Origin of the sequence: Succinivibrio faecicola (assembly GCF_019448115.1) — a bacterium.
Lineage (GTDB): Bacteria > Pseudomonadota > Gammaproteobacteria > Enterobacterales > Succinivibrionaceae > Succinivibrio > Succinivibrio faecicola.
The window spans coordinates 14709-37225 of sequence record NZ_JAGFNY010000007.1 but is presented as its reverse complement, the minus strand read 5'-3'; the positions used below and the strand labels follow the sequence as shown (position 1 = coordinate 37225).

The 22517-nt window shown below is 35.9% G+C and carries 19 protein-coding genes; 9 read left to right on the top strand and 10 right to left on the bottom strand.

What is annotated here, in order from left to right; genetic code table 11:
- Positions 1–12: 12 nt before the first annotated feature.
- Together pssA and J5V48_RS03375 are read right to left on the bottom strand one after the other, a co-directional pair.
- A complete protein-coding gene (gene pssA / locus J5V48_RS03380) occupies positions 13–1383 on the bottom strand; it encodes a CDP-diacylglycerol--serine O-phosphatidyltransferase (protein ID WP_219937134.1) in 1371 nt (456 codons plus the stop codon).
- Between the two features lie 12 nt (positions 1384–1395).
- Positions 1396–3336 carry an aminopeptidase P family protein gene (locus tag J5V48_RS03375; protein WP_219937132.1) on the bottom strand — a complete coding sequence of 647 codons (1941 nt, stop codon included), beginning with the start codon at positions 3334–3336 and terminating at the stop codon, positions 1396–1398.
- A 223-nt stretch (positions 3337–3559) separates the two neighbouring features.
- On the opposite strand from J5V48_RS03375, the gene J5V48_RS03370 reads away from it, so the two are divergent.
- Positions 3560–5620, top strand: a complete 2061-nt coding sequence (locus tag J5V48_RS03370) for a M3 family metallopeptidase (RefSeq protein ID WP_219937130.1) — start codon at positions 3560–3562, stop codon at positions 5618–5620.
- Between the two features lie 82 nt (positions 5621–5702).
- Here J5V48_RS03370 and J5V48_RS03365 read toward each other — a convergent pair whose 3' ends face one another.
- On the bottom strand, positions 5703–7718 hold the full coding sequence (locus tag J5V48_RS03365) for an exoribonuclease II (protein WP_219937128.1): 2016 nt from the start codon (positions 7716–7718) through the stop codon (positions 5703–5705).
- A gap of 210 nt (positions 7719–7928) precedes the next feature.
- Between J5V48_RS03365 and J5V48_RS03360 the strand changes: the two genes are divergently transcribed.
- From J5V48_RS03360 to J5V48_RS03350, 3 genes are all read left to right on the top strand, one after another.
- The gene (locus J5V48_RS03360) at positions 7929–8867 is read left to right on the top strand and encodes a UbiA prenyltransferase family protein (RefSeq protein ID WP_219937126.1); all 939 of its coding nucleotides are present in this window, start codon (positions 7929–7931) and stop codon (positions 8865–8867) included.
- Positions 8868–8881: 14 nt separating this feature from the next.
- Positions 8882–9820: a 1,4-dihydroxy-2-naphthoate octaprenyltransferase gene (gene menA / locus J5V48_RS03355; protein WP_219937124.1), complete on the top strand. Its 939-nt coding sequence runs from the start codon at positions 8882–8884 to the stop codon at positions 9818–9820.
- Between the two features lie 157 nt (positions 9821–9977).
- Positions 9978–10640 carry an outer membrane beta-barrel protein gene (locus tag J5V48_RS03350; protein WP_219937117.1) on the top strand — a complete coding sequence of 221 codons (663 nt, stop codon included), beginning with the start codon at positions 9978–9980 and terminating at the stop codon, positions 10638–10640.
- Between the two features lie 55 nt (positions 10641–10695).
- Here the strand turns inward: J5V48_RS03350 and J5V48_RS03345 are convergent, their stop codons facing one another.
- Genes J5V48_RS03345 through def form a run of 5 tightly spaced genes read right to left on the bottom strand, consistent with a single transcriptional unit; the run spans position 10696 to position 16396 of the window.
- Entirely contained in the window at positions 10696–12153 is a 1458-nt protein-coding gene (locus tag J5V48_RS03345) for a TrkH family potassium uptake protein (protein WP_219937115.1), read from the bottom strand.
- On the bottom strand, positions 12147–13538 hold the full coding sequence (trkA, locus tag J5V48_RS03340) for a Trk system potassium transporter TrkA (protein ID WP_219937113.1): 1392 nt from the start codon (positions 13536–13538) through the stop codon (positions 12147–12149). The genes J5V48_RS03345 and trkA overlap by 7 nt, the downstream gene beginning before the upstream one ends.
- Before the next feature lie 2 nt (positions 13539–13540).
- Positions 13541–14920, bottom strand: coding sequence for a 16S rRNA (cytosine(967)-C(5))-methyltransferase RsmB (gene rsmB / locus J5V48_RS03335; RefSeq protein WP_219937111.1), 1380 nt, complete (start codon positions 14918–14920; stop codon positions 13541–13543).
- Positions 14913–15866 (bottom strand): methionyl-tRNA formyltransferase, encoded by a 954-nt coding sequence (fmt, locus tag J5V48_RS03330; protein ID WP_219937109.1) that lies wholly within the window; start codon positions 15864–15866, stop codon positions 14913–14915. Before fmt ends, rsmB begins: the two co-directional genes overlap by 8 nt.
- Before the next feature lie 2 nt (positions 15867–15868).
- Positions 15869–16396, bottom strand: coding sequence for a peptide deformylase (gene def / locus J5V48_RS03325; protein ID WP_219937107.1), 528 nt, complete (start codon positions 16394–16396; stop codon positions 15869–15871).
- Positions 16397–16488: 92 nt separating this feature from the next.
- On the opposite strand from def, the gene J5V48_RS03320 reads away from it, so the two are divergent.
- From J5V48_RS03320 to J5V48_RS03300, 5 genes are all read left to right on the top strand, one after another.
- The gene (locus J5V48_RS03320) at positions 16489–17040 is read left to right on the top strand and encodes a DNA topoisomerase family protein (RefSeq protein WP_219937105.1); all 552 of its coding nucleotides are present in this window, start codon (positions 16489–16491) and stop codon (positions 17038–17040) included.
- Positions 17041–17114: 74 nt separating this feature from the next.
- A complete protein-coding gene (purE, locus tag J5V48_RS03315) occupies positions 17115–17618 on the top strand; it encodes a 5-(carboxyamino)imidazole ribonucleotide mutase (protein WP_219937103.1) in 504 nt (167 codons plus the stop codon).
- Positions 17618–18205: an L-threonylcarbamoyladenylate synthase gene (locus J5V48_RS03310; protein WP_219937101.1), complete on the top strand. Its 588-nt coding sequence runs from the start codon at positions 17618–17620 to the stop codon at positions 18203–18205. Before purE ends, J5V48_RS03310 begins: the two co-directional genes overlap by 1 nt.
- The gene (gene aroE, locus J5V48_RS03305) at positions 18205–19008 is read left to right on the top strand and encodes a shikimate dehydrogenase (RefSeq protein ID WP_219937099.1); all 804 of its coding nucleotides are present in this window, start codon (positions 18205–18207) and stop codon (positions 19006–19008) included. Before J5V48_RS03310 ends, aroE begins: the two co-directional genes overlap by 1 nt.
- A complete protein-coding gene (locus tag J5V48_RS03300) occupies positions 19008–19784 on the top strand; it encodes a class I SAM-dependent methyltransferase (protein WP_219937097.1) in 777 nt (258 codons plus the stop codon). The genes aroE and J5V48_RS03300 overlap by 1 nt, the downstream gene beginning before the upstream one ends.
- Here J5V48_RS03300 and J5V48_RS03295 read toward each other — a convergent pair.
- Together J5V48_RS03295 and J5V48_RS03290 are read right to left on the bottom strand one after the other, a co-directional pair.
- Positions 19781–20533 (bottom strand): molybdate ABC transporter substrate-binding protein, encoded by a 753-nt coding sequence (locus J5V48_RS03295; protein WP_219937095.1) that lies wholly within the window; start codon positions 20531–20533, stop codon positions 19781–19783. The genes J5V48_RS03300 and J5V48_RS03295 overlap by 4 nt on opposite strands.
- Positions 20509–22383 (bottom strand): PTS sugar transporter subunit IIA, encoded by a 1875-nt coding sequence (locus J5V48_RS03290; RefSeq protein WP_219937093.1) that lies wholly within the window; start codon positions 22381–22383, stop codon positions 20509–20511. Before J5V48_RS03290 ends, J5V48_RS03295 begins: the two co-directional genes overlap by 25 nt.
- Positions 22384–22517: the final 134 nt, after the last annotated feature.

Here is a 22517-nt window from a genome sequence, read left to right as displayed (position 1 = left end):
CTCGTTTGCTTTCTATAATAACTGCTTAATAAATATAGAAGCTTTGAATCTTTTAACCTTCTTGAGTAGTCTTTGAATTTCCTCAGGGTAGCTTTCAAAGGAATCAAGATCATCTACTCCATTGATTGCAGCGGTATGTTTTAACAAGAACTGTTGTTCATGAACAAATTTTTCCTGCAATAAATGGTTTGGATCAGAAATAATAATTCCGTTTTCAAGATCAAGTCCCCAAGCTCTTGGATTTAGGTTATTACCTGTAATAAGAGCAAAAGAGTTATCTACAAACATTCCCTTTACGTGATAGGTGTTGTCACCATCAGTCCACAGTCTGACTCTCAGATTACCAGATTCTATGTATTTACGATTTTTTTCAACAAAAGCCTTAAGATTCTGTTCATATATATAAGGAACAGCTCCCACTGGTGAGAATTTTTCACCTTCACGGATGAAAAAGTCGTTAGCTCTTTTATCACCAACTACAAGTGTAACCTGAATATCCCTTTGAAGAGCATCTTCAACCGCTTTTGAGAGAACCTTTGGAAGGTTGAAATATGGTGTGCAGATAAATAGTTTTTCCTTTGCAGCACCGATAAGCCATTGAACAGATTTATTCAGCTGATTTCCTTTTTTGCCTAGACCTGCAATAGGAGTTAAACCAACCTGATCTACGTGTAGTTTTTCGTTTTTAATCTGATACTGTGTTACAGCAAGATGATTTCTAAGCTTTTTGATTTCATCTCTTATCTCTTTTGCTGATTTTACCTGTCCTTGAGAGAAATCTTGTACAGCAAGATTGTTATGGAAAGCTGTTGTTGCATAGTTGCACATTGCATCAGCAAGAGACTTTGATTTGATTTCATGGTATCTGTCTAAACGATATCTTCCGTTTTCACCCATATAGACATCGTTAATGCTTGCACCTGTATACAGAACTGTATCGTCAAAAACAAAACCTTTTAAATGCATTACGCCAAAGATTTCTCTTTTTTTGACTGGAACACCGTATATAGCAGGAGGAATATCTGTAGTTCTTGCTTTTTTGTAATATAACTCAGAGTTGCCAAGTGAAGGTCCTTTGCCGATTAGACCTCTTTGAGCTCTGTGAAAATCAACATAAACTCTAACATATAGTCTTGGGTTATGCTGCTTTGCTTCATAAAGTGCATCTAATACCTTTCTTCCGGTTTCGTCATCCTGAAGATATAAAGCGGTAATCATAATGCGCTCTTTTGCACCTTTGATTAACTCAAGTAGTCTGGTATAGAAACGGTGAGGGTTTTCTAAAACAGTATAATTGTTGGCATCTACAGCAAAGGTTGGTAACTGCTGAAGTCTAGTCTGACAGTAAAAAGAACCTGGAAGATTTTTTTTCCAAAATACCATAATTCATATGTCCTAAATTGTAGCTGTAGCTTTATTCAGCCAGTTGAGCTCATCTTCTGTTAATGAAGTACCTGCCGCAGCGATTACATTATTAACATTTTGATGATAGTTGTTAAGATAGTCGATTTCTTTTTGTGACAACAGTTCTTTGATAATTAGTCTGTTATCAAATGGAACCAAGGTTAATGGTGAGAAGCATAACATATGCTGCATACCTGGCTTTGTGCATGGAATAACAACCAGCAAATTCTCAAGTCTGATTCCATATTCACCTTCCTTGTAGAAGCCAGGTTCACATGAAATAACCATTCCTGGTTCTAAAGGAACTAATGATCTCTTTGAGGAAATATTCTGAGGTCCTTCATGAACAGATAGTACATGACCTACACCATGACCTGTGCCGTGTGCATAATCAAGACCAAGATCCCACAATGGTCGTCTTGCAATAGCATCAATCTGCATTCCTGAGGTTCCACTTGGAAAAATCAGACTTGCAAGAGCAATATGGGACTTGAGCACTGTAGTGTACATCTTTCTGATTTCATCACTGATATGAGGACTTACAAGAATAGTTCTTGTTATATCTGTAGTACCTTCATTAAAATGTGCACCAGAATCAATAAGATAAATGCTGTCATGACCAAGAGCACGAGGCTCTGCTACGTTTTCATGGTTATAGTGGCACATTGCCGCATTTGGGCCTAGAGCACTGATTGTATCAAATGATAATCCAATAAAGCCTTCTTCAACTTTTCTGAAGCTCAAAGCTCTGTTTGCAAGATCCAACTCTGTTGTATCCTCAACTCTTCTAGTAAAGGCTTCATCATTTTCAACAGGGATATCAAGCTTTGTGAGATTATCAAGCCAAGACAGGAAACGGCACATGGCAATACCGTCTTTTATATGAGCCTTATATTCACCTGCAATCTCGATGTGATTCTTTTTTGCTTTAGGTAAAAGACATACACCGATATCTTCTACAACCTTAGCTCCACCTTCATAAAGGTGCATCATGGTATGAGCATTTGTTGAGTCAGGATCAACAAGAACAGAGCAGCTTGACTGACAAAGACGATCTAGTACTTCATCAAATCTTTCTTCAGGGAAAATATCTACATGTCCTACATGTTCTTGTAGCATGTCCTCGATATCATCACCAACAAAATGAGCCTGATTTATGTACCATTCTAGAGCTTCATTTGAGTAGGCTACCATCTTACAGTTGATTATAGGAAGACATTTTCTGTCGTTTCCTCTGATATTGAGTAGCCAGCATATACTTTCAGGATCACAAATTACAGTGGCATCTAATTCATGATCTCTAAGGTATTGAGCAATTTCCTGACGTTTTTTAGGGCTTGGACATCCATTATATTCGTCATTGAAAATTTCAATTGGGGATATGACTTCTTCAGGTTTATCAAACCAGATTTTATCAACAAGATTTCCGTTTGTTTGAACAAGCTCCATGTTGTTAGCTTCAAGAGTATCTTTAATTTTCAGATATTCCTTATAGCTTATGCAGTTCATATCAATGCCTATCTTGGCATTCTTGTTCAAAACCTGAGAAAGGTAATCTTCTACAGACAGTTTGGAAAAGTCATAGTTATCAAAAAGTTCAGAGCTTATTTGTTCTTTAACCTGAACAACATATCTGCCATCAACAAAAACAGCATTTCCTTTTGATGCATGGTATTTATGCCCATCTTTGCTAGATGTAACGTCAATACCTGAATTGCTTAATTCTTCTTTTGGATTGGCTGTAATAACTACATAACCTGCTGATCCTGAAAATCCGGAAATATATTTTATTCTTTCCTGGCTTTCGTTAAGTTCATAAGATAGATACTCGTCGTCATGGTTGACGATAATAGCATCTAGCTCGTAGTTTTCTAAAAGCTGCTTTATTTCAGCAATTCGCTGTTCATAAATACTTTTATTCTGATCGGACATTCTTTTTTTTGCTCTGTTCCATTTAATTCTTAGTTCAGATTTTAGCACATGGTCACGGTTGTATCAAAAAATCGCTTTTTTAGAAAAAATCACCTCTTTTTTTAGTGTTTTATAAACACATTTTTTTGAAATTTGTTAATTGTTGATTGAAATCTTGTTGCTATAATGCACAAAGATAAACAAAATGCTGATATGACAGAAAATATCAATAATAAGGACAGATATGAATAACATTGAATTAGATAATCCGTTATTAAAATTCTCTGGTTTACCTGATTTTTCTTTAATAAAGCCAGAGCATGTAAAACCTGCACTTGAAAAGGTTATTAAAAAATGCAAGCAGACAATAATAGATGTTTGTCAGAAGAATAGTGAAGATCCAACATGGGATAACATTATGGCTCCTATTGAGGAGGCATCAGACTGCCTTGGAAAGGTTTGGTCGGTTGTATCTCATCTAAATTCAGTGAACAATACAAAAGAATTACGTGAAGCTCATGATGCTTGTCTGCCACTCTTATCTGAGTATTCATCATGGGCTGGTCAGTATAAGCCTATGTATGAGGCTCTGCTTAAGATTGAGGCATCAGATGCATTTGGAAGATTATCTATTCCTCAGAGAAAATCAATAACAAACGAAATCAAGGATTTTAAACTCTCAGGTATCGGGCTTGATGAAGCTGATCAGGAAAAATATAAGAAAATAGTATCAAGACTGTCAGAGATTGAATCAAAATTCTCAAATAATGTTCTTGATGCAACCCATGCTTACATCCTTCACGTTACAAATGAAGATGACGTAAAAGGTCTTCCAGAATCATCTTTAAATCTTGCAAAAGAGGAAGCTAAACACAGAAAGCTAGATGGTTATGTATTCACTCTTGAAATGCCTTCTTATCTTCCATTTATTTCTTACTGTGAGAATCGAGATTTAAGAGAAAAGATCTATAAGGCATATTCAACTAGAGCTTCTGAAATCGGTGAGAACGCAGGAGAGTTTGACAATAATGCCATCATGGAGGAGATCCTAGATTTAAGATCTCAGCTTGCAACTTTACTTGGCTTTAAGTCATATGCTCATTACTCTTTAGCAAGAAAAATGGCTGACACTCCAGAAACTGTTATTTCATTTTTAAAAGATCTTGCAAAAAAGAGTAAGAAACAGGGCGAAAAAGAAGTTGCTAAGTTAAGAAAATTTGCAAAAGAATTTGGCATAGACGATCTAAAGCCTTGGGATATGGCTTTTTTCTCAGAAAAACTACAGAAAAAACTATATTCAATAGATCAGGAAGCTTTAAGAGAGTATTTTCCAGAAGATGTTGTAGTAAAAGGCCTGTTTGAAGTTGCCCATAGATTATATGGTATTACCTTAAAACAGCGTTTAGGTGTTGATGTCTGGAACGATCAGGTTAAATGCTTTGATGTTTATGAAGATAAATTTGGTTCAAGAATAGGCTCTCTGTATATGGATCTCTATGCTAGACCAGGTAAACGCGGTGGTGCATGGATGGATGAGTGTCAGACTAGACGATACAGAGATGACGGATTCTTACAGCTACCTGCAACATATCTTGTATGTAATTTCACAAGACCTGTAGGTGACTCAAAGACTCATTTAACTCATGATGAGGTAACAACCTTATTCCATGAGTTTGGTCATGCTCTAAATCATCTGTTAACTAAAATTGATATTCCAGGAGTATCTGGTATCAATGGTGTACCTTGGGATGCTGTTGAACTTCCATCTCAGTTTAATGAGAATTTTGCTTGGCAAGAAGAGGTATTGAAGTTCCTTTCATTTAGCGAAAAGACAAAGTCTTCATTACCAAAAGATAAACTAGATGCCTTAAATAAGGCAAAGAATTATCATTCTGCAATGGCAATGCTTCGTCAGATTGAGTTTGCTCTGTTCGATTTCAGAATTCATTATGAGTACGATAAATCTAAAGGTGCAAGAATCTTTGAAATATTAGATGATGTTAAAAAAGAAGTTAGCGTTGTTCCTAATTATGAAAATTCAAGATTCCCTAACTGCTTTACCCATATCTTCTCTGGTGGCTATGCAGCAGGCTACTATAGTTATAAGTGGGCTGAAGTACTTGCCGCAGATGCTTTCTCTGTATTTGAAAAGAATGGTATCTTTGATAAGCAGACAGCAAATAATTTTGAAGATTTGATATTAGCTTGTGGCGGTGCATACGATCCACTTGTAAATATTGAGAAATTCCTTGGAAGAAAACCTAGTGTTGATTCACTGTTAAAACAGTCAGGAATTGAACAGTAGATAAGATTTTAACTTATTGAAAAGAAAACGGATGCATTAAAAAATGGCATCCGTTTTTTTCAACTATAACAGTGTAGATGGATTATCTCTTTTTGTTAAAAGCAGGTGCTTTCTTTTTAACATCTTCTGGATTTAAAAGTGGCAGATTGCCAATTGGCTCTGCTAATGCACCAATAATTGATCTTGTATCATGGTTAACTTCTGCAATCTTGACTTTGATAGTGTCAGCAAGACGCTTTTCGGTTTTTCCGTTTACAATGATTTCTCCATTATCGCTATCAAGAATTAAACTTTCCTTGTCAGCACTGATATAAGAGAAAGGAATGAAGATCATTGCACCATTTTCCTGTAAAAGAATCTTCAAGCCTCCTCTTGAGATATCGAAAATATCTCCTGTAAAAACAGTCTTCTTTTCGATCTCTTTTTCAAGATACTCAACATACAACCAGTCTTTTACGTCTCTTTCTGCCATTCTATTGGTACGACGAGCCTCATTCATAATTTTGAGGATCTCTGTATCAGGAAGAGTTGGATGTGGTGTATTTACTATAATGTTCTTTAGCAGTCTGTGGTTTACCATATCACCATACTTACGTATAGGAGATGTCCATGTAGCATAGTTTTCAATGCCTAGAGCATAGTGAGGGCCAGGAGCAATACTTATTTCAGAGAATTCCTGAAGTTTTCGTATTTTACTGTCTAAATAATCATTATTGTTATTTACAGCGAATCTGCGAATTGAATTATATTCCTCGATTGTATCGAGTTTTGTTTCATCAAAAGGACAGTTTTCCTTTTTCAAAAGTTCAATCAGATCTTTTTTCTTCTGAAGATCAAAACCCTTGTGAATATTGTAGATACCACTATTGAGTTTGTTTGCAAGGAAGTTACCTGCAGCTATGTTTGCAACAATCATTGATTCTTCAACAATCTGATTTGCTATACGTCTGAAATTAACTTCAATATGATCTAATGCGCCTTCTTCTGTAAGAATGAACTCGTAGTCAGGTCTGTTTTTGAATGCGGCTGCATGTGTACTTCTGAAATTGTCACGTACATGAGTAAATTCAACTAGCAGATCGATAATTCCCTTAATTTCTTCACTTGGAGTAAATGAACAGTTTTCTACTCCCTCAATGTAGTCTGAAATCTCGTTATAAATGAGTTTTCCTTTTGATTTAATGTCTGCAAGCTTGAACTGTGTCTTATCAGTTTCAATAAAACCATCTTTTTTAACAGTGATGATGCCGACAAGAGCTTTTCTTATTTCACCTTCACGAAGGGAGCATAAATTATCAGACAGCTTTCTTGGAAGCATTGGAATATTGAAGCCTGGAAGATAAATTGAGAATGCTCTGTGAGATGCAATATCATTTAACTTGCTATCCTGAGAGATGTATCCTGTAGGATCGGCAATAGCTACATATAAAACGAAGTCATCGCCTTTCTTTTCAATGAATAAAGCATCATCCATATCCTCAGTATGAGCTGAATCGATGGTAACAAAAGGAATTTCTGTCAGATCTTCTCTTGGAAGATCGTTTTCATTGAAAGTAAACTCTTCATCATCAGGTTCACGAAGTGGCAGATCATATCTTCTTAAGCTTACACTCCAAGGTGCTTTTGGATCATCTTTTGCACAAATTCTTTCGATGATTTCTGCTTTGAATGATCCTTTTGACTTTAATGGATGATTAGTTAAAATGCAGATGACATAGTCCCCGTTTGATAGTTTAGACTTATCCTCTGTTCTTTTATCATCTGCAAAGAGTTTGTTTTTGATGCTAGGATGATCTACTAATACATTAAGTTTTCCACCGACAAAAAGAACTGTTCCAACAAATCTTGATAAGAATGGTTCGATAAGTTTTTCTGGGATTGCTTTAGATTTTTTTTCACTATCAGTTTCGATAACAGCACTGATTTTGTCGCCGTGCATAACATTTTTCATATCATTTGGAGTTATGAAAAATGAATCCTTATCGCATTCTAAAAAACCAAAACCTCTTTCTGTAGCCTTAATGAAGCCTTCTTTTCTTACTTTTTCTTTCTCAAAGGTGTTTTTTAATTTGAGGAGTGCTGGATCGTTAAATAGCATCTTCTTTTTTCTCCGAATAAATTTCATGTGATTATACTAGAGAGAAAGGCTGAAAAATCAAAAATAATAAAAATTGATCAAATGCTTTATTTTTAAACGAAAACAAATTTTCTGATGAAAGCTAAAAAAAGAATTCATAAATAAAGAAAATTAAACATAATTATAGCTAAATAACATACAATATAGATAAATTATCTATCATTGGTTGTTATGTTAACTAAGTACTTATTTTCTGTAAGATCGCTCTCGTTATTACTTGCAATGACTAACTCAATGTTAGGCGTTTCATTAGGTTTCTTTTATGGCGCTATAAACATTAAGACTGTTATTGTAGGAATATGTACTGTATTTGCTTCAATAAGCATACAGGCTCTTTGCAATTATTCTATTGATTATTCTGTTGCATATAGAAATCACAGAAAAGATAAACAGAATGGAATTGTAACTCCGATTATTGTTCGAGATATTACTGTGACTGAATTAAGGCATAGAATGGCTATTATCACTGTTTTTGCTTCAATTACAGGCACAATAGCTATGTACCTTTCTTTTTCTGACAGTATTCAGCTTTTATCTTGGTTCTTGTTCTTCTCAGTAATATCAGTTCTTGGAACTATGCTCTATGCAAGCTCCTCTTTATATCTGTACAAAGGTATCGGAGCTATGATTATCTTTGGCACTTTAGGATTCTTTTCTATTATTGCGCCTCAGTTTTTAATTATTTCTGCATCAGGTACCGGGCTTGATATTTATCCTGATACATTAGGGCTGGCTTTTAGTGCAACGGCAATTTCTTTGTTAACACTTTATATAAGAAATCTTAAATCTAAGACTGTTGTAAGAAAATATACAAGAAAGAGTTTAAGACAGCTTTTTGGTTATGAAATGTCCTCTTTGTATATTATCAGTTTATATCTTGGATCTGTTTTACTGTCAGTTTTGGCCTGTGCAACATCACACAGACTGCTTTATTCAATGTTTTTGCTTACAGGTTATATACCCGTAACCTATTATGTTTATCTTCTTATTAGAAATCCAAGTCATATTAATCTGATGAGAATACGTCTTATCCAGATGCTGTTTTTCTTTAATGTAAATAATTGTGTATGGATGGGTATTTTGGCATCAGACTACTGGGTATATAACTAGTTAAAAGGAAAGGTATGTTAAAAGACTGGTTATCAGAGATTCGCGTAAAATCATTAATGCTTGCACTTTCAAACTGCGTTTTAGGGTGTGCTTTAGGTTTTTATTACGGTAGAGTAAACTGTTTTACTATAACTACAGCAACACTGATTGTGATAACTGGAATCTTGTTACAGGTTTTAAGTAACTTTGCAGACGACTATGGCGATGCATGCAAAAATGCAGACGGACCAAACCGTTTAGGTCCGATAAGAGCCGTGATGATCGGTTCTATTTCGCTTACATCATTAAGAAAGTCAATGGCTCTTGTTACAACACTTGCAACATTAACAGGATGCATAGCTATAGTTATGGCTGTAGGTTATGACCTTCAGGTATTAGCTTATTTTACTTTCCTAGGGGTTGCTGCTGTTCTTGCTGCAATATTTTATACAATCGGTCTAGCATATGGATACCACGGATTTGGCGATCTTGCAGTATTCATTTTCTTCGGTTTGGCAGCAATTCTTGGTTCTCAGATGCTGATTTTGGGCGCTTCAAGAAGTGGAATAGATCTTTTCCCTGATTCCTACATGCTTGCTGTTGCTGTCGGAATCCATTCTGTTATGGTCCTTCATATTGCAAATATGAGAGATATAACAGAGGACAGGCTCAATGGTAAAAAGACAATTGCTGCAAGATTAGGAACTCACTTAAGTGCAGTATATCTTCTTGTTTTATATATAATTTCAGCCCTTTTATCTTTTGCAGCCTGTGCTACTTCACATCAGTTATGGGAGTGTATCATCATAGTATTCGGTCTGCTTCCTCTTCTAGCATCAACTGTTAGAGTATTTATTCACAAACATAATGCTAAGAATGTGGCATCAGAACGTAAGTATGCACTGATAGGATGTGCTATCCATAATTTTTCATGGACAATAGTATTGATTCTTGATTTCTGGGTGTATTACTGATTTTTTCATTGAACATCAATTAAGAATCTGTCAGTAAAAGTATATTTTTAAGATTTTATTTTACAAATTTCAGAAAACTGTTAATTTCTTAATCTATTTTTGTCATATTATCCTTCTGTCTAAAATCGGTCAAAACCGATATATTGAGGAGATAATTATGAAGAAATTGGTTCTAGCTAGTGCTGTATTAGTAGCTTGTTTATCTGCAACTAGTGCAAATGCTTTTAATAATGGATTTACAGTAGGTGCCGTTGGCGGCTTCGCTAAATCATCAGGTGATCTTTCTAACCTAAATTCAGATTCAGATATTGGTGGAGCAAGATATTCAAAACGTTATGATGATAAAGATTTAAACGGTTTAGGTATTAAGCTGTTTGGCGAATACAACTTCAATAATTATTTTGCACTTGGTACTGCATATGATTTCCTTTATCTTGGTAGAGTTAAAGGATCAAGCTCCTTCTCAAATGGTGGTTATACTATTTATAAATCAACAGAATATGGCTTATGTGCCCACGTTCTTGAGTTTTACGGTAAAGGCCAGATACAGTTAAACGACAATTTTTCAATTTATGCAAAGGCAGGTCCTACATTAAGTGTCGTTGGATTAGTTGATGAAGATGATGACAAGGCAGACACATCTTCAAGTGTAGGTTTAGTTGCAGGTGTAGGTGCAGAATATAAATTCAATAATGGATTTGGTATCCGCGTAGGCTATGATTACTTTAGTCGCGTTGGAGAAATTAGCACAGACTATACACCTAAAGAAGAGAAGATTAATTCTCACTTATTCTATGCTGGTGGTTCATACACCTTCTAATTTCTATTTATCATAAGGAGAATAGGTTCATGGTTAAGTTAGCTATGAACCTTTTTTATCTTCTGTAGAACATTCTGGTAAAACACAGGAGAACAGGAAGAATTTCCAGACGTCCAAAGATCATATCTATAGCAAAAAGAATGCACAAAGGATCTGAAACTTGAGAAAAGTTTGTTGATGGGTTAAGTGTGGTTCCTAGTGCAGGACCGATGTTTGATAAACATGAAATACTTGCTGTAACGGCATCACCAAGATCAAGTCCTAGAGAGCTAGCAATGGTGCTGGATATCATTGCAAGAATAATATAGGAAACAAGATAGGTAATAACAGAAGATAGTGTTTTTGGATCAATGATTTTTCCTTTGAATCTTGGCTCTGAAACAATATGTGGATGAATAAGTTTCTTTAATTCAACCTTAAACATTGAATAACAGATTTGAATTCTGAAAAACTTGATACCGCCAGAGGTTGATCCTGAACAACCGCCTAAAGCAAGAATGAATAAGAACATCATTGAAGCAAAAGGATTCCATAAAGTGAAGTCTTCAAGTGCATATCCAGTTGTGGAAATAACAGAAATAACGTTAAAGAACGATACTCTCAGAGCCTTTTCAAGATCATAACCGTTAGTTAATATCAGAGAAGTTGCAACTGCCAGTGATACAAATACAATCAGTAAAAGGAATCCTTTAACCTGCTGATCCTTGAAGAATAGACTTGGATTTCCAGAAATAGATGCTAGTATCAGCAAGAATGGACAGCTAGAAATGAACATGAATATCATAGCAGTATAATGAACAGAATGAGGCATTAAGTTCATGGAAGCATCTGTATTTGTCATGCCACCAGTGGATACTGTAGTCATTGCAGTTGTAATAGCTGTGAAAAGATCAAGACCGCACAGTGCATAAAAGAAAGAACAGAATACAAGTACTGCTACATACCAGATAAACAATGAAATAACCATTGTTTTCAAATGAGGGGTAAATTTAGCAGAATCATCAAATGATTGAGATTCGGTTTTGAAGATGTTCATTCCACCCATTGCAGAAACAGGAAGAATTACTACAGCCATCGCAACGAATCCTACGCCTCCGATATACTGTAAAATCGCTCTCCATAAAAGAAGCGCCTGAGGCTTTTGTTCAATATAGCTAATTACAGTAGAGCCTGTTGTGGAAAGCCCTGAGCAGGCTTCAAAAAGTGATTTTGAAAAACTAAAATCTGGTAGAAGAAAATAAAATGGAATAGATGCGATTACAGCACAGATTACCCATAATGAAGTTGTGAATAAGAACAGAACTCTTAATGAGGCATAGTTAGTAAATGCTGTTTTTCCTAGAAGGTGGCAAATGGTTGTAACTATAAGTGCAATCACACCAGTAGTTGAGAAAGCCAATACACCATCTGTATGATTTATGTAAGCATAAATTCCAGGTATAAAGGCAACCAAACCAAAAAGAAGTAAGGCTGGTGCTAAAAATTTTGCAACTAAACGAAAATCTACTACCACTTTGGCACCCAGAATGAGAATGGACGACAGTATTTAACTAAAGGTCTCATCTGAAGATGATCATTCAAGAAAGCAATAACTACATCCTTATCTGCAAATACAGTATGTTTATCAACAACCATAATCTTCTTGCCTCTTACAAGAAGACCAAAGGTAACACCTTCTGGCAGATTCAGTGATTCATATTTCCTGCCAATAATTTTGCTTGATAATCTTGAACCTTGAAGACAAAGCTCAATAGCTTCTGATTTACCTTGTCTGAACAGGTGAACATTTTCAACACCTTCTTGTCTGATAAGAGAAAGCATTGCAGAAATAATAGAGTTTTTTGGAAAAACTACTGTATCAATATCATTTCTGTCAGATTTTGTAAGTTCAAGATAGCTTTCGCCTCTGATAAGTGCAAGTGTTTTAACATTGTGAACTCGTGAGAAAATCAAAGAAGTCATAATGTTTGTTTCATCTTTTGGAGTTGCAGCTATATACAGATCTGATGTATCCAGGTTTTCTTCCTTTAAGAACTCCATATCCATTGGATCTGCATCATATACTTCACAACCAGTGTCGTGAAGTCGAACTGATGAGCGATTTGCTCTTGCTGAGTCAGACTCAATAAGTTTTACTCTGTATTTTTCAGAAAGAGTTCTTGCAAGATTATCTGCAACATGGGTTCCACCGGCAATCGTAATATTTCTGTCGCCAATGCTTAATTTTCTGATAGATCCTAACTGTGATAAAGCTCTGTCTCTTTGGCAGCAGAAGAAAACCTCATCATCTATCTGGAAAACTTCCTTATCAAGATTCTTTAGGTATTTTCCATCTCTGTAGATTGCAAGGACTTTGGCTTTTCCATCATATTCGTTGAAATATGAGATCCCCTGACCTAAAAGTTTTGCTCCAATCTCAACTCTTGCAGAACCAACAATGATTCTGTTATTGCAAAATGAACCTAATGAACTTATACCAGGAAGTTCAATCAAAGACATGATGTTCTGTGTAATAACCTGTTCTGTTGCAATAATATGATCAATAGGTATACTTTTGATTCCAAACAGATCTTCAGATTCAGACAGATATTCATGAGATCTTAGACGAGCAATTTTTCTTGGAATTTTAAACAAAACATGTGCTACACAGCAGGCGGTGATATTAGTTTCATCGTCTGAGGTAGTAGCAACAAGTAGTTCTGTATTTTCTGCACCGGCTTTTCTAAGAGTAGCAGGAGATGCAGGATTTCCGGTTACAACACGAAGGTCGATTCTGTTTGCAATTTCTGTCAGTAGTTCAGAGTCTGTATCTGCAATCGTTACAGCATGTCCTGCATTTGCCAGATATTTTGCAAGTTCCAAACTAACATCACCAGAACCAAGAATAATAATCTTCATAGCTAGTTTTTAATAAACCTTGTGTAGAAAAAACCGTCAGCATCATCCTCACCAGGAAGTCTCTGATATGTCTCAACTAGATTTCCTTTAAAATCAAATGGCAGATAAGATGCATCTGGATGTCTTTTCAGGAATGCTTCAGCTTGGCGTATATTCTCATCTTTTAAAATAGAGCATGTGCTGAATACTAATATGCCACCTTTTTTAAGACTGTTAAAGGCTTTATCTAATATCTTTGAACTAGTCTGTACTAGTTTGTCTACATCCCCTTTTCTTCTAAGCCATTTAATATCAGGATGACGTCTGATAACTCCTGTTCCTGAACATGGAGCATCAACAAGAATTCTATCGAATTCCCCTTCAATTATAGTTGCTTCATCAGACATATCTGCAACTTTATACGTTGCATTGTCATTTAATCTTGAAAGCTCCTTCTTTGCACTTTCAAGTCTTGTCTCATCGATATCGCAAACAGTTAAATCTGTTGTAGGTTCAATTGATAAGATATGAGCACTCTTTCCGCCAGGTGCTGCACAGCAGTCAATAACCCTCATTCCTGGTTTTAAATCAAGTAATGGAGCTGTCATCTGAGCTGCTAAATCCTGAACTGCAACCATACCTTCCTTAAAAAGAGGCAGTCTTTCAACATTTACAGCTTCTTCAAGTTTAATACAGCTGTCTGTAAGCTCAACAGCAGTAGCTTCAATCTCAGCTTTCTTTAATTCTTCAAGATATTTTTCTCTTGAGATCTTGTTTGTTTCTACTCGCAAAAACATTGGAGCATGCTGATTTGATTTTATAAGTATGTCTTTTGCATCTTCTCTGTAGTCTTCCTCAAGTTTTTTGTATAACCAATCTGGGAAAGACTGTTCAACACATATATTTGCATCGTGGCACAGATGAGAGCCTTCTCTTAGAAATCTTCTAAGAACGGCATTTACAAGATTTTTAAAGCTGCTGCAATGGCACAGTGAGCAAGCTCCAACAGTTGAAGATACAATTGCATGATCAGGAGCTCTCATAAAAACGATCTGGTAAATTGCACAGATGATAAGAGCTCTTGCAATATTGAACTTCTGATTAATAGAATAATCTAAAAGAGAATTTACAGTTGTAGAAAGCAAACGGCGATGACGAAGAGTGCCGAATACAATCTCCATGACCAAAGCCCTGTCTCTATCATCAAGATCTTTTGTAAAATAAGGAATACTTGTAGATAAAGACTGTCCCTGTTCAATTGCATTTACGCAAAGAGCAGCCGCTGCACGTGACTTAGCACCAGTAATCTCTTTCTTTTCAAGAGAACGACGTCTGTCTTTGTTTCTTGCAAAGTGCTTTCTTTCTTTGAATTTTTCAGAAGAATTCTTTTTTAAATCAGCCAAATTTCTTTCCTATTGTAAATTCATCTTTCTTTGAACGAGCATAGTCAGCAGCCTTTACCTGTCCCTTACCAGGAGCTTGGATGGTAACTAATCGAACCTGACCTTTAGAACAGGATACAAGAATTCCGTCTTTATCGATTTTTGTTATACAGCCAGGTTCTGTATTTGAATCCTCATTAACTGCTTGTACATGAAAGACTTTATATTTCACATCGTCAAGAGTTGTGATTGCAACAGGCCAAGGAGATAAGCCTCTTACTTTGAGTTCGACTTCGTAAGCTGTCTTTGTAAAGTCAATTAATGCCTCTTCTTTTGTCAGCTTCTTAGCATAGGTAGCAAGAGCTTCATCCTGAGCGGTTGCCTTTAGAGTACCTGCAAAAATGCCATCTAAAGCTTCTAACAGAGTTCTCGCTCCTAGATTTGCAAGTCTGTCAAAAAGAGTTCCTGATGTATCGGAGTCCTCAATATCAAGTGTTGCAATTGTATATACATCACCTGCATCAAGCTTTTTAGCAACTTTCATAATGGATACACCGGTTTTTTTCTGACCATCAAGCAATGCTCTTTGAATAGGAGCTGCTCCTCGGTACATTGGCAGAATTGAACCGTGAACGTTAATGCATCCAAAAGGACATGCGTTAATAATGGATTCAGGAAGGATCACACCATAGGCAACTACAATGCAGATATCAGCCTTTAATTCCTTAAATGCATCCACATCAGTTTCATCTTTGAAGTTTTCTGGCGTTCTAACCTCAATGCCGTTTTCAAGAGCCAAAACCTTTACTTCAGAGGGCTTTAACTTGTTTCCTCTGCCAGCTGGTCTATCTGGCTGAGTGTAAACAGCTACTGGTTTTATTCCATTATCAATCAGTGCCTGAAGATGAACTGCAGCAAAGTCAGGAGTACCTGCAAAGATAATTCTTTTATCTTTTAGATTCTGCACTATTATTTCCCCATTCTTTCCTTTTGCAGTTTTAAGAATTTCTTCTTAACTCGCTCTATTTTCATGCGTGATAATTTATCAACAAATACCTTTCCTTCTAGATGATCAATTTCATGCTGTAAACAGATTGCAAGCAAGCCTTCGACTTTTTCAAAGACGCATTTTTTTCCATCTAGATCTTGATATTCAACACTAACTATAGGATAGCGATCTACTGTATCCTGATATCCTGGAACAGACAGGCATCCTTCTTGTGATTCAATCTTGTCTCCTTCAAGTGCTGTAATCTTTGGATTGATAATAACAACCTTGTTTTTACCCTGAGAACCATCTTCCTCAGGAATATCAATTACAACAATTCTCTTGTTTACTCCAATCTGAGGTCCTGCAAGTCCAATACCTTCAAAATGGTACATGGTATCAAACATATCTTCAGCAAGAGTTTTTAGATCCTCATTAAATTCGGTGATGTCTGTGTTTTTTTTTCTTAAAATTTCATCAGGGTAGATGACAACTTCTCTTACAGCCATGGTATATCCTCTTTAAAACTGAGCTAATTTTACCAAATTATGAGCGTTTTTTCTCATTTTGTGAGATTATATCCACTCATGTGAGGTAACAAATGCAGGCAATACAAATAGAATTAACAGAAGGCTCTCCATGTCCTTTGTGTGGACAGCCTCTAGTAATAAGACATTCAGCAAGAGGTGATTTTCTCGGTTGCTCAGATTATCCTGCATGTTCTTTTATTAAACCTATAGTTACAACTCATACAATTGAAGTTTTAGGAGATGTAGGCTCTGACTGTCCAATATGTGGAGATCCACTTCAGGTTAAAAAAGGTAGATTCGGTATATTTATCGGATGCTCAAACTATCCATCCTGCAACTATGTTTATAACCCCCAAGAGAGTTTAGATATTACCTGCCCTATATGCAAGAAAGGAAAACTCTCCTCACGAACAACTGCATCAGGAAGAACCTTTTATGGTTGCTCAAACTATCCTGAGTGTACTTTTACAACACCAGGTAAACCTGTTGTAAAAACCTGCTCATACTGCTCATTTCCTTTAATGTTTGAAAAAAAATTCAAAAAAGGAATCGGACTTGTGTGTGCAAGTTCAATCTGTGAAAGCAGAAAAAAACGAAAGCACGAGATAATCAGACCTCTATAACATTCATAAAGATCTGTAAAAAGTGGTAAAATTTACATCAATATTAGTCTAATTAGGTTTTAGGAATCAAAACAATGTCAAATTCTTTTGTTGCAATTATTATGGGCTCAGACTCCGATCTTCCATTACTAGAAAATACAATGGCAGTTCTAAAGGAGTTTGATATCAAATATGAAGCTCGTGTAGCTTCTGCTCATCGTACTCCTGATGTTGTATCAGAATATGTAACCGATGCTGAAAAGAGAGGTTGTGCCGTTTTTATCTGTGCAGCCGGTCTTGCCGCACATCTTGCTGGTGCAGTTGCAGCAAGAACAACACGTCCTGTTATCGGTATTCCTTGTGATGGTGGTCCTTTATCAGGTATTGACGCTTTATATTCTACAGTTCAGATGCCAGGTGGTATTCCTGTTGCAACAGTTGCAGTTGGTAAAGCAGGTGCTAAGAATGCAGCTTATCTTGCAGCTCAGATTATGGCTCTTGCAGACAAGGATTTAGACGAGCGCGTTAAGGCAAATCGTGTCAAAGCTTGTGAAGAAGTTATTGAAAAAGATAGAAAACTTCAGGAAAAATTAAAGTAATGTCATCAAATTTTACAGATGATATAAAAAAAGTAGCCTCCGTAATAAAAAACGGGGGCGTTGTTATTACACCAAGTGAAGGTGTATATGGAATCAGTTGCGCTCTAAACAGTGAAACTGCCATAAACAGAGTCATTTCTGTAAAGCAAAGGGATATTCGTAAGGGCCTGATTGTTGTCGATAAGGATCTATCTTATCTTAACCAGTATATTGACAGGGATTATCTTTCAGAAAAGAACCTATTTTTACTTGAAAAGTATTGGCCAGGTCCTCATACATTTGTTTTGAAAATGAAAGATGACTTTCATTCAGTAGCTCTTAGAGAAAACCATTCTCTTGCTGTAAGAATAAGTGGTTTTTCCGTCTTTCAAGAACTGTGTAAGTATGTAGGTGAGCCTATTATCTCAACAAGTGCGAATATTTCAGGAAATATGGCTACATCTGATATAAATCAGCTTGATAAGGTTGTTGTAGACAGGGTAGATCTTGTCTTGTCACTGCCATGTCAGGGTCAGAATATACCGACAACTATTTTTGATACAACCACAGATACCTTAGTTAGAAAAGGTCCAGATTGGAGAGAATAATGACCGATCGTTATGCAGTTTTTGGCAACCCTATTGCTCATTCTCTTTCACCTCAGATTCATTCATATTTTGCAACTCAGACAAAACAGGATCTGGTTTACGATAGAGTCCTTGTTCCTGAAGGTGAATTTAAAGCAACAGCTGACAAGTTCTTTGCAGATGGTGGTTGTGGATGTAATGTAACTGTTCCTTGCAAGCTTGATGCATATTCATATGCAGATACATTAACAGAATATGCAAAAGCTGCTGGTGCTGTAAATACTTTAAAAAAGCTGCCTGATGGAAGTGTGTTAGGTGACAACACTGATGGTAGAGGACTCGTCCTTGACCTTTTAAGAACTAACTGTCCTCTAAAAGGTTCTAGAATTCTGATAGTAGGGGCAGGAGGTGCTGCAAGAGGAATTTTAAAGCCAATTGTTGAACAGCTGCCTCAATCAGTAACCATAGTGAATAGAACTCTAGCTAAAGCTAAAGATTTAGCTTCTTTATATGAAGGAGTTGAAGCTACAGATTATTCAAATCTTGATGGATACTTTGATGTAATTATAAATGCTACATCAACCTCTTTAGAGGGTAAGCTTCCTGCTATCAGTGATTCAATCTATAAAAACGCAAGTTATGCCTATGATTTGATGTATAGAAAAAATGAAAATACTGTATTCGTACAAAAGGCATTAGATTGTGGTGTAAAGCAGGTATATGATGGTTTTGGAATGCTAGTAGGTCAGGCTATATTAAGTTTCGAGCTGTGGCGCGAGAATGCTCATCTCAATTTTAATGAGTGTTTAGAGTACCTGAAGTAATGCTGTCATTTATTATTGAAAAGGACTCTGTATTTGCCAGTGTTGCAGAAAAAATGCAGTCACTGATTGAAGAAAAATATCCATCTGTTCTTAAAGATTCAGATGCTTTATTAACAGTCTCTGATGATGTAACACTGTCATTTCATGATGATTCTTCTAAGGTTCTAGGATCATCATTTTCAATAGATATTCTAAATGACGAGATCCTATGGAGGCTAAGACATTCAGGCAGATCATCAGAGCCTGTGTGCAAGGCTGTTATAGGAAAACTTGAAAATCCTGTTGTATTCGATGCAACAGCAGGACTTGGGCGCGAGAGTCTTATTCTTCAGAATTCTGGCGCAAAAGTTCATATGTTTGAAAGAAATCCAATCATATATCTCATGCTGTTTGCCTCTTTACATAAGAGCAAAAGTGCAGACAAACTTACACTTTTAAAGAATTCATTACCTGTTTTAAGCCCTTATGGATCGGTACTTGAAGTAAAGAAAAACAGCGAACTTCCTTGTGTTCCTGATGTTATCTATTACGATCCAATGTTTCCTCAGAGAAAGAAGAGCGCGTTAGTAAAAAGAGAGATGCGAATTTTTCATGAGCTTGTTGGATTCGATGAGGATACCGTAGAAACAGCTAATGAATTACTCAAGATCTGTAAACACCATCTTGTGGTAAAAAGACCTTCAAATGAAGCTCCACTAGAGCTAAATGTAAAACGATCAAGTTTTATTGATGGAAAAGCATGTCGTTTTGACTGTTATTATGTGAAAAACGATTAGTCTAGTGAATCAAAACCTGCAAGGACAAAGCTAGTAATAACTCTGACAGAAGTTGATAACTCTGTATACAGTGTAGAAATGCGGTTGGATTTTTCTTCATTGTTCAAAGTTACATAATAGAAAATTGGCTCATATTTATCGTATGGGAAAATATAATAGGAGCCTTCTATCTTCCCATCCTTCATAACTACAGGCTTTGTCATAAAACCGGCCTGAACATTTTGATTATCAACTAAAGAAAATGCTGCATATTCATGATCTGTTCTGAAGATTTTTCCTTTTAGAAATTCTGAAGGAAAATTCTTTTGACTAATTATTTTTGAAGCTGCATAACCAACGGTGGACAATGATGCTTTTGGATAAACAAGACTTTTTATTTTTTTCTTCTTTAGAAAGTTGAGTTTATCATCGATAGCATTTTCGTCTTTAGACCAGAGTATTAAAGGCGATCTAACTAGTCTTTTTATGTTTGAAAACTCAGTTTTATTTGATTTGAGCATGATAACGGGGATTTTTTCATCCTCGCTTATAATGATATGGCATCGTTTTTTCTGGTTAGAAATAATGGAAAGTAATTCATCTGATGAGCCATAAAAGGTTTCAAAATGAACCTTGGTATATTTTTTGATATTCTCAAGTGCACTATATGTTTGTGGTGCTGCACACACTTCGATGTTTGATTTTGCAAAAACATCAAATGAGAAGAAGAATGAAAAAGTAATTATTAGTTGAATAAGTTTCTTTCGCATGCAATAAGTCTTCTTGTAATTTCTTCACTTGAACCTGACTGTCTTAATTTATTAGCAAATCCAGGCTCAGATAACATAAGTGAAAGATTACCAATTAAGCTGATGTGAGAAATACCATCATCAGGTACCGCTATCATAAATATTAAATCACAATCCTGATTATCAGCTGAGCCACAGTCCATTTTTTCTGTCAGTGATGCAACGGCAAGAGCAGGCCTTTTTACGTATGCGCCTCTAGCATGAGGAATTGCAATTCCATGACCAATACCTGCAGGGTTTTCATTTAGCTTTTTGTAGATACCTTCTAAGAATTCATGCCTTGATGTAATAGCTCTTACACTATACAGTCTGTCAGTAAGGATCTTAATTACTTCATCAAGATTTTTTGCTCTCATCTTGTATATAACGCAGTGCTCGTCAAGTGCATAGCGTACAGCATTTCTCTTTGCTCTGTTTTGTGCAGGAGAAGTTTTGTCCTTAAACATATTCAGTGAGTTTAGAATGTTTTCAAAGAAACTGCCATGCAGCATATAAGATGTGAGGTAGATTGCTGCAATAGTGACTGAGCATACAAAAATAACAGCTTCGCAGATGTTAATTGAATACATTCTATCTACATAAGCTTCTTTTTTGCAGAAAATATCCGCATATGAAAAGGAAACACCTGCAATTGCAACAGCAAACAATGTACCGATTTTAAGTGACATACTCTGTACTGAGAAATTCATACATTCTGATCGGCAAGAAAATTTAAATTCACCATAATCAACACAGTCTGCTGTCATTACAGTGGTTGAGGCTAGATTTAGAGCATATCCTGATGTTGCAATAGACATTAAGATAGCAAGAAGCACAGGATTAACAGCGCCGAAATAGCTTATGATAACCAGTGTTAGTGTTGCAAACATTGTCATTACCAGAGATGCAATAAATATTGATTTTCTACTGAATGCTGATACCAGCCTTCTATAGTATAAGAATGAAATTAGTGAAGAACAGACCCAAGGTAACTGGATCATTATGAACATATCCTTGTTGCTTGGAAGATTGTCTAAGAGCAGAACGAAATAACCGTGAGTAACAGCGAAAACGAAAATTGATATCTGCTGTAGGATCGTGATGCTGAAAGTAATCATCAGCTGATCATTTCCAAAGAATGCTTTTATACACTGTACAAAATTTAGCACTTTTCGTGGCTGATATGAATCTTTATAAGTACATACAAACAGAAATGTAAAGCCAGCGAGAATGATACAAACCGTAGCTGAAGCTCTTGAGAAAATATCCTGAGTTAATGAGAATGCGCCACTTGGAAGACTTGGGTTTTTAGCAAAAATATAAGAGCACATAATTACAGTGAAGCAGAATCCAAGTACAGAAAAACCTCGTGATATTGCAGACACTGTTTCTCTTATACGTGCACTTGAGCCAAAGGTAGCACATAAGGAAATGACAGACAGATCAATAAATGAATATGAAATCAGGTATGCGATCAAAAGGAGTGGAGCAATTATATACAGGATACTTTGTCCGATAAAACCAGGAATATTAAACATTACAAATGTTATTGAACATGTCGCAATTCCACCTGTAAGAATAGAGAATTTGAATTTGTCCTTTTTAAGAGAATAACTCAGTTTGTCCATTATGAAACCGAGAATCGGCTCTTTTAATATGTCAAAAACTTTTAAAGAAAGGATCATGATGACAAGGTATTTGTAAGACATACCATGCACAGAGAACAGATACAAGAAGTAAAAAGAGACAACGAATACATTTACGCAGTCTCTAGCGAAATTTATCAGGGCATAAGGTGTTGCCCATCTTAATAGTAACTGTCTATCTATCATTTGCTCTTATATTCAATAAAATCAGTGCATATAATACAGCATTTTTTTCAAAAGGATTAATAAAATGCATAAAAAAGCAGAATAGTGAAATAAAAAAAACAAATGCCTTAATCGAAATAAACGATTAAGGCATG

What these genes read in the sequence shown, in the direction of transcription:
- pssA (WP_219937134.1), bottom strand. Translation starts at nt 1,383, where the DNA reads ATGGTATTTTGGAAAAAAAATCTTCCAGGTTCTTTTTACTGTCAGACT.
- J5V48_RS03375 (WP_219937132.1), bottom strand. Translation starts at nt 3,336, where the DNA reads ATGTCCGATCAGAATAAAAGTATTTATGAACAGCGAATTGCTGAAATA.
- J5V48_RS03370 (WP_219937130.1), top strand. Translation starts at nt 3,560, where the DNA reads ATGAATAACATTGAATTAGATAATCCGTTATTAAAATTCTCTGGTTTA.
- J5V48_RS03365 (WP_219937128.1), bottom strand. Translation starts at nt 7,718, where the DNA reads ATGCTATTTAACGATCCAGCACTCCTCAAATTAAAAAACACCTTTGAG.
- J5V48_RS03360 (WP_219937126.1), top strand. Translation starts at nt 7,929, where the DNA reads ATGTTAACTAAGTACTTATTTTCTGTAAGATCGCTCTCGTTATTACTT.
- menA (WP_219937124.1), top strand. Translation starts at nt 8,882, where the DNA reads ATGTTAAAAGACTGGTTATCAGAGATTCGCGTAAAATCATTAATGCTT.
- J5V48_RS03350 (WP_219937117.1), top strand. Translation starts at nt 9,978, where the DNA reads ATGAAGAAATTGGTTCTAGCTAGTGCTGTATTAGTAGCTTGTTTATCT.
- trkA (WP_219937113.1), bottom strand. Translation starts at nt 13,538, where the DNA reads ATGAAGATTATTATTCTTGGTTCTGGTGATGTTAGTTTGGAACTTGCA.
- def (WP_219937107.1), bottom strand. Translation starts at nt 16,396, where the DNA reads ATGGCTGTAAGAGAAGTTGTCATCTACCCTGATGAAATTTTAAGAAAA.
- J5V48_RS03320 (WP_219937105.1), top strand. Translation starts at nt 16,489, where the DNA reads ATGCAGGCAATACAAATAGAATTAACAGAAGGCTCTCCATGTCCTTTG.
- purE (WP_219937103.1), top strand. Translation starts at nt 17,115, where the DNA reads ATGTCAAATTCTTTTGTTGCAATTATTATGGGCTCAGACTCCGATCTT.
- J5V48_RS03310 (WP_219937101.1), top strand. Translation starts at nt 17,618, where the DNA reads ATGTCATCAAATTTTACAGATGATATAAAAAAAGTAGCCTCCGTAATA.
- aroE (WP_219937099.1), top strand. Translation starts at nt 18,205, where the DNA reads ATGACCGATCGTTATGCAGTTTTTGGCAACCCTATTGCTCATTCTCTT.
- J5V48_RS03300 (WP_219937097.1), top strand. Translation starts at nt 19,008, where the DNA reads ATGCTGTCATTTATTATTGAAAAGGACTCTGTATTTGCCAGTGTTGCA.
- J5V48_RS03295 (WP_219937095.1), bottom strand. Translation starts at nt 20,533, where the DNA reads ATGCGAAAGAAACTTATTCAACTAATAATTACTTTTTCATTCTTCTTC.
- J5V48_RS03290 (WP_219937093.1), bottom strand. Translation starts at nt 22,383, where the DNA reads ATGATAGATAGACAGTTACTATTAAGATGGGCAACACCTTATGCCCTG.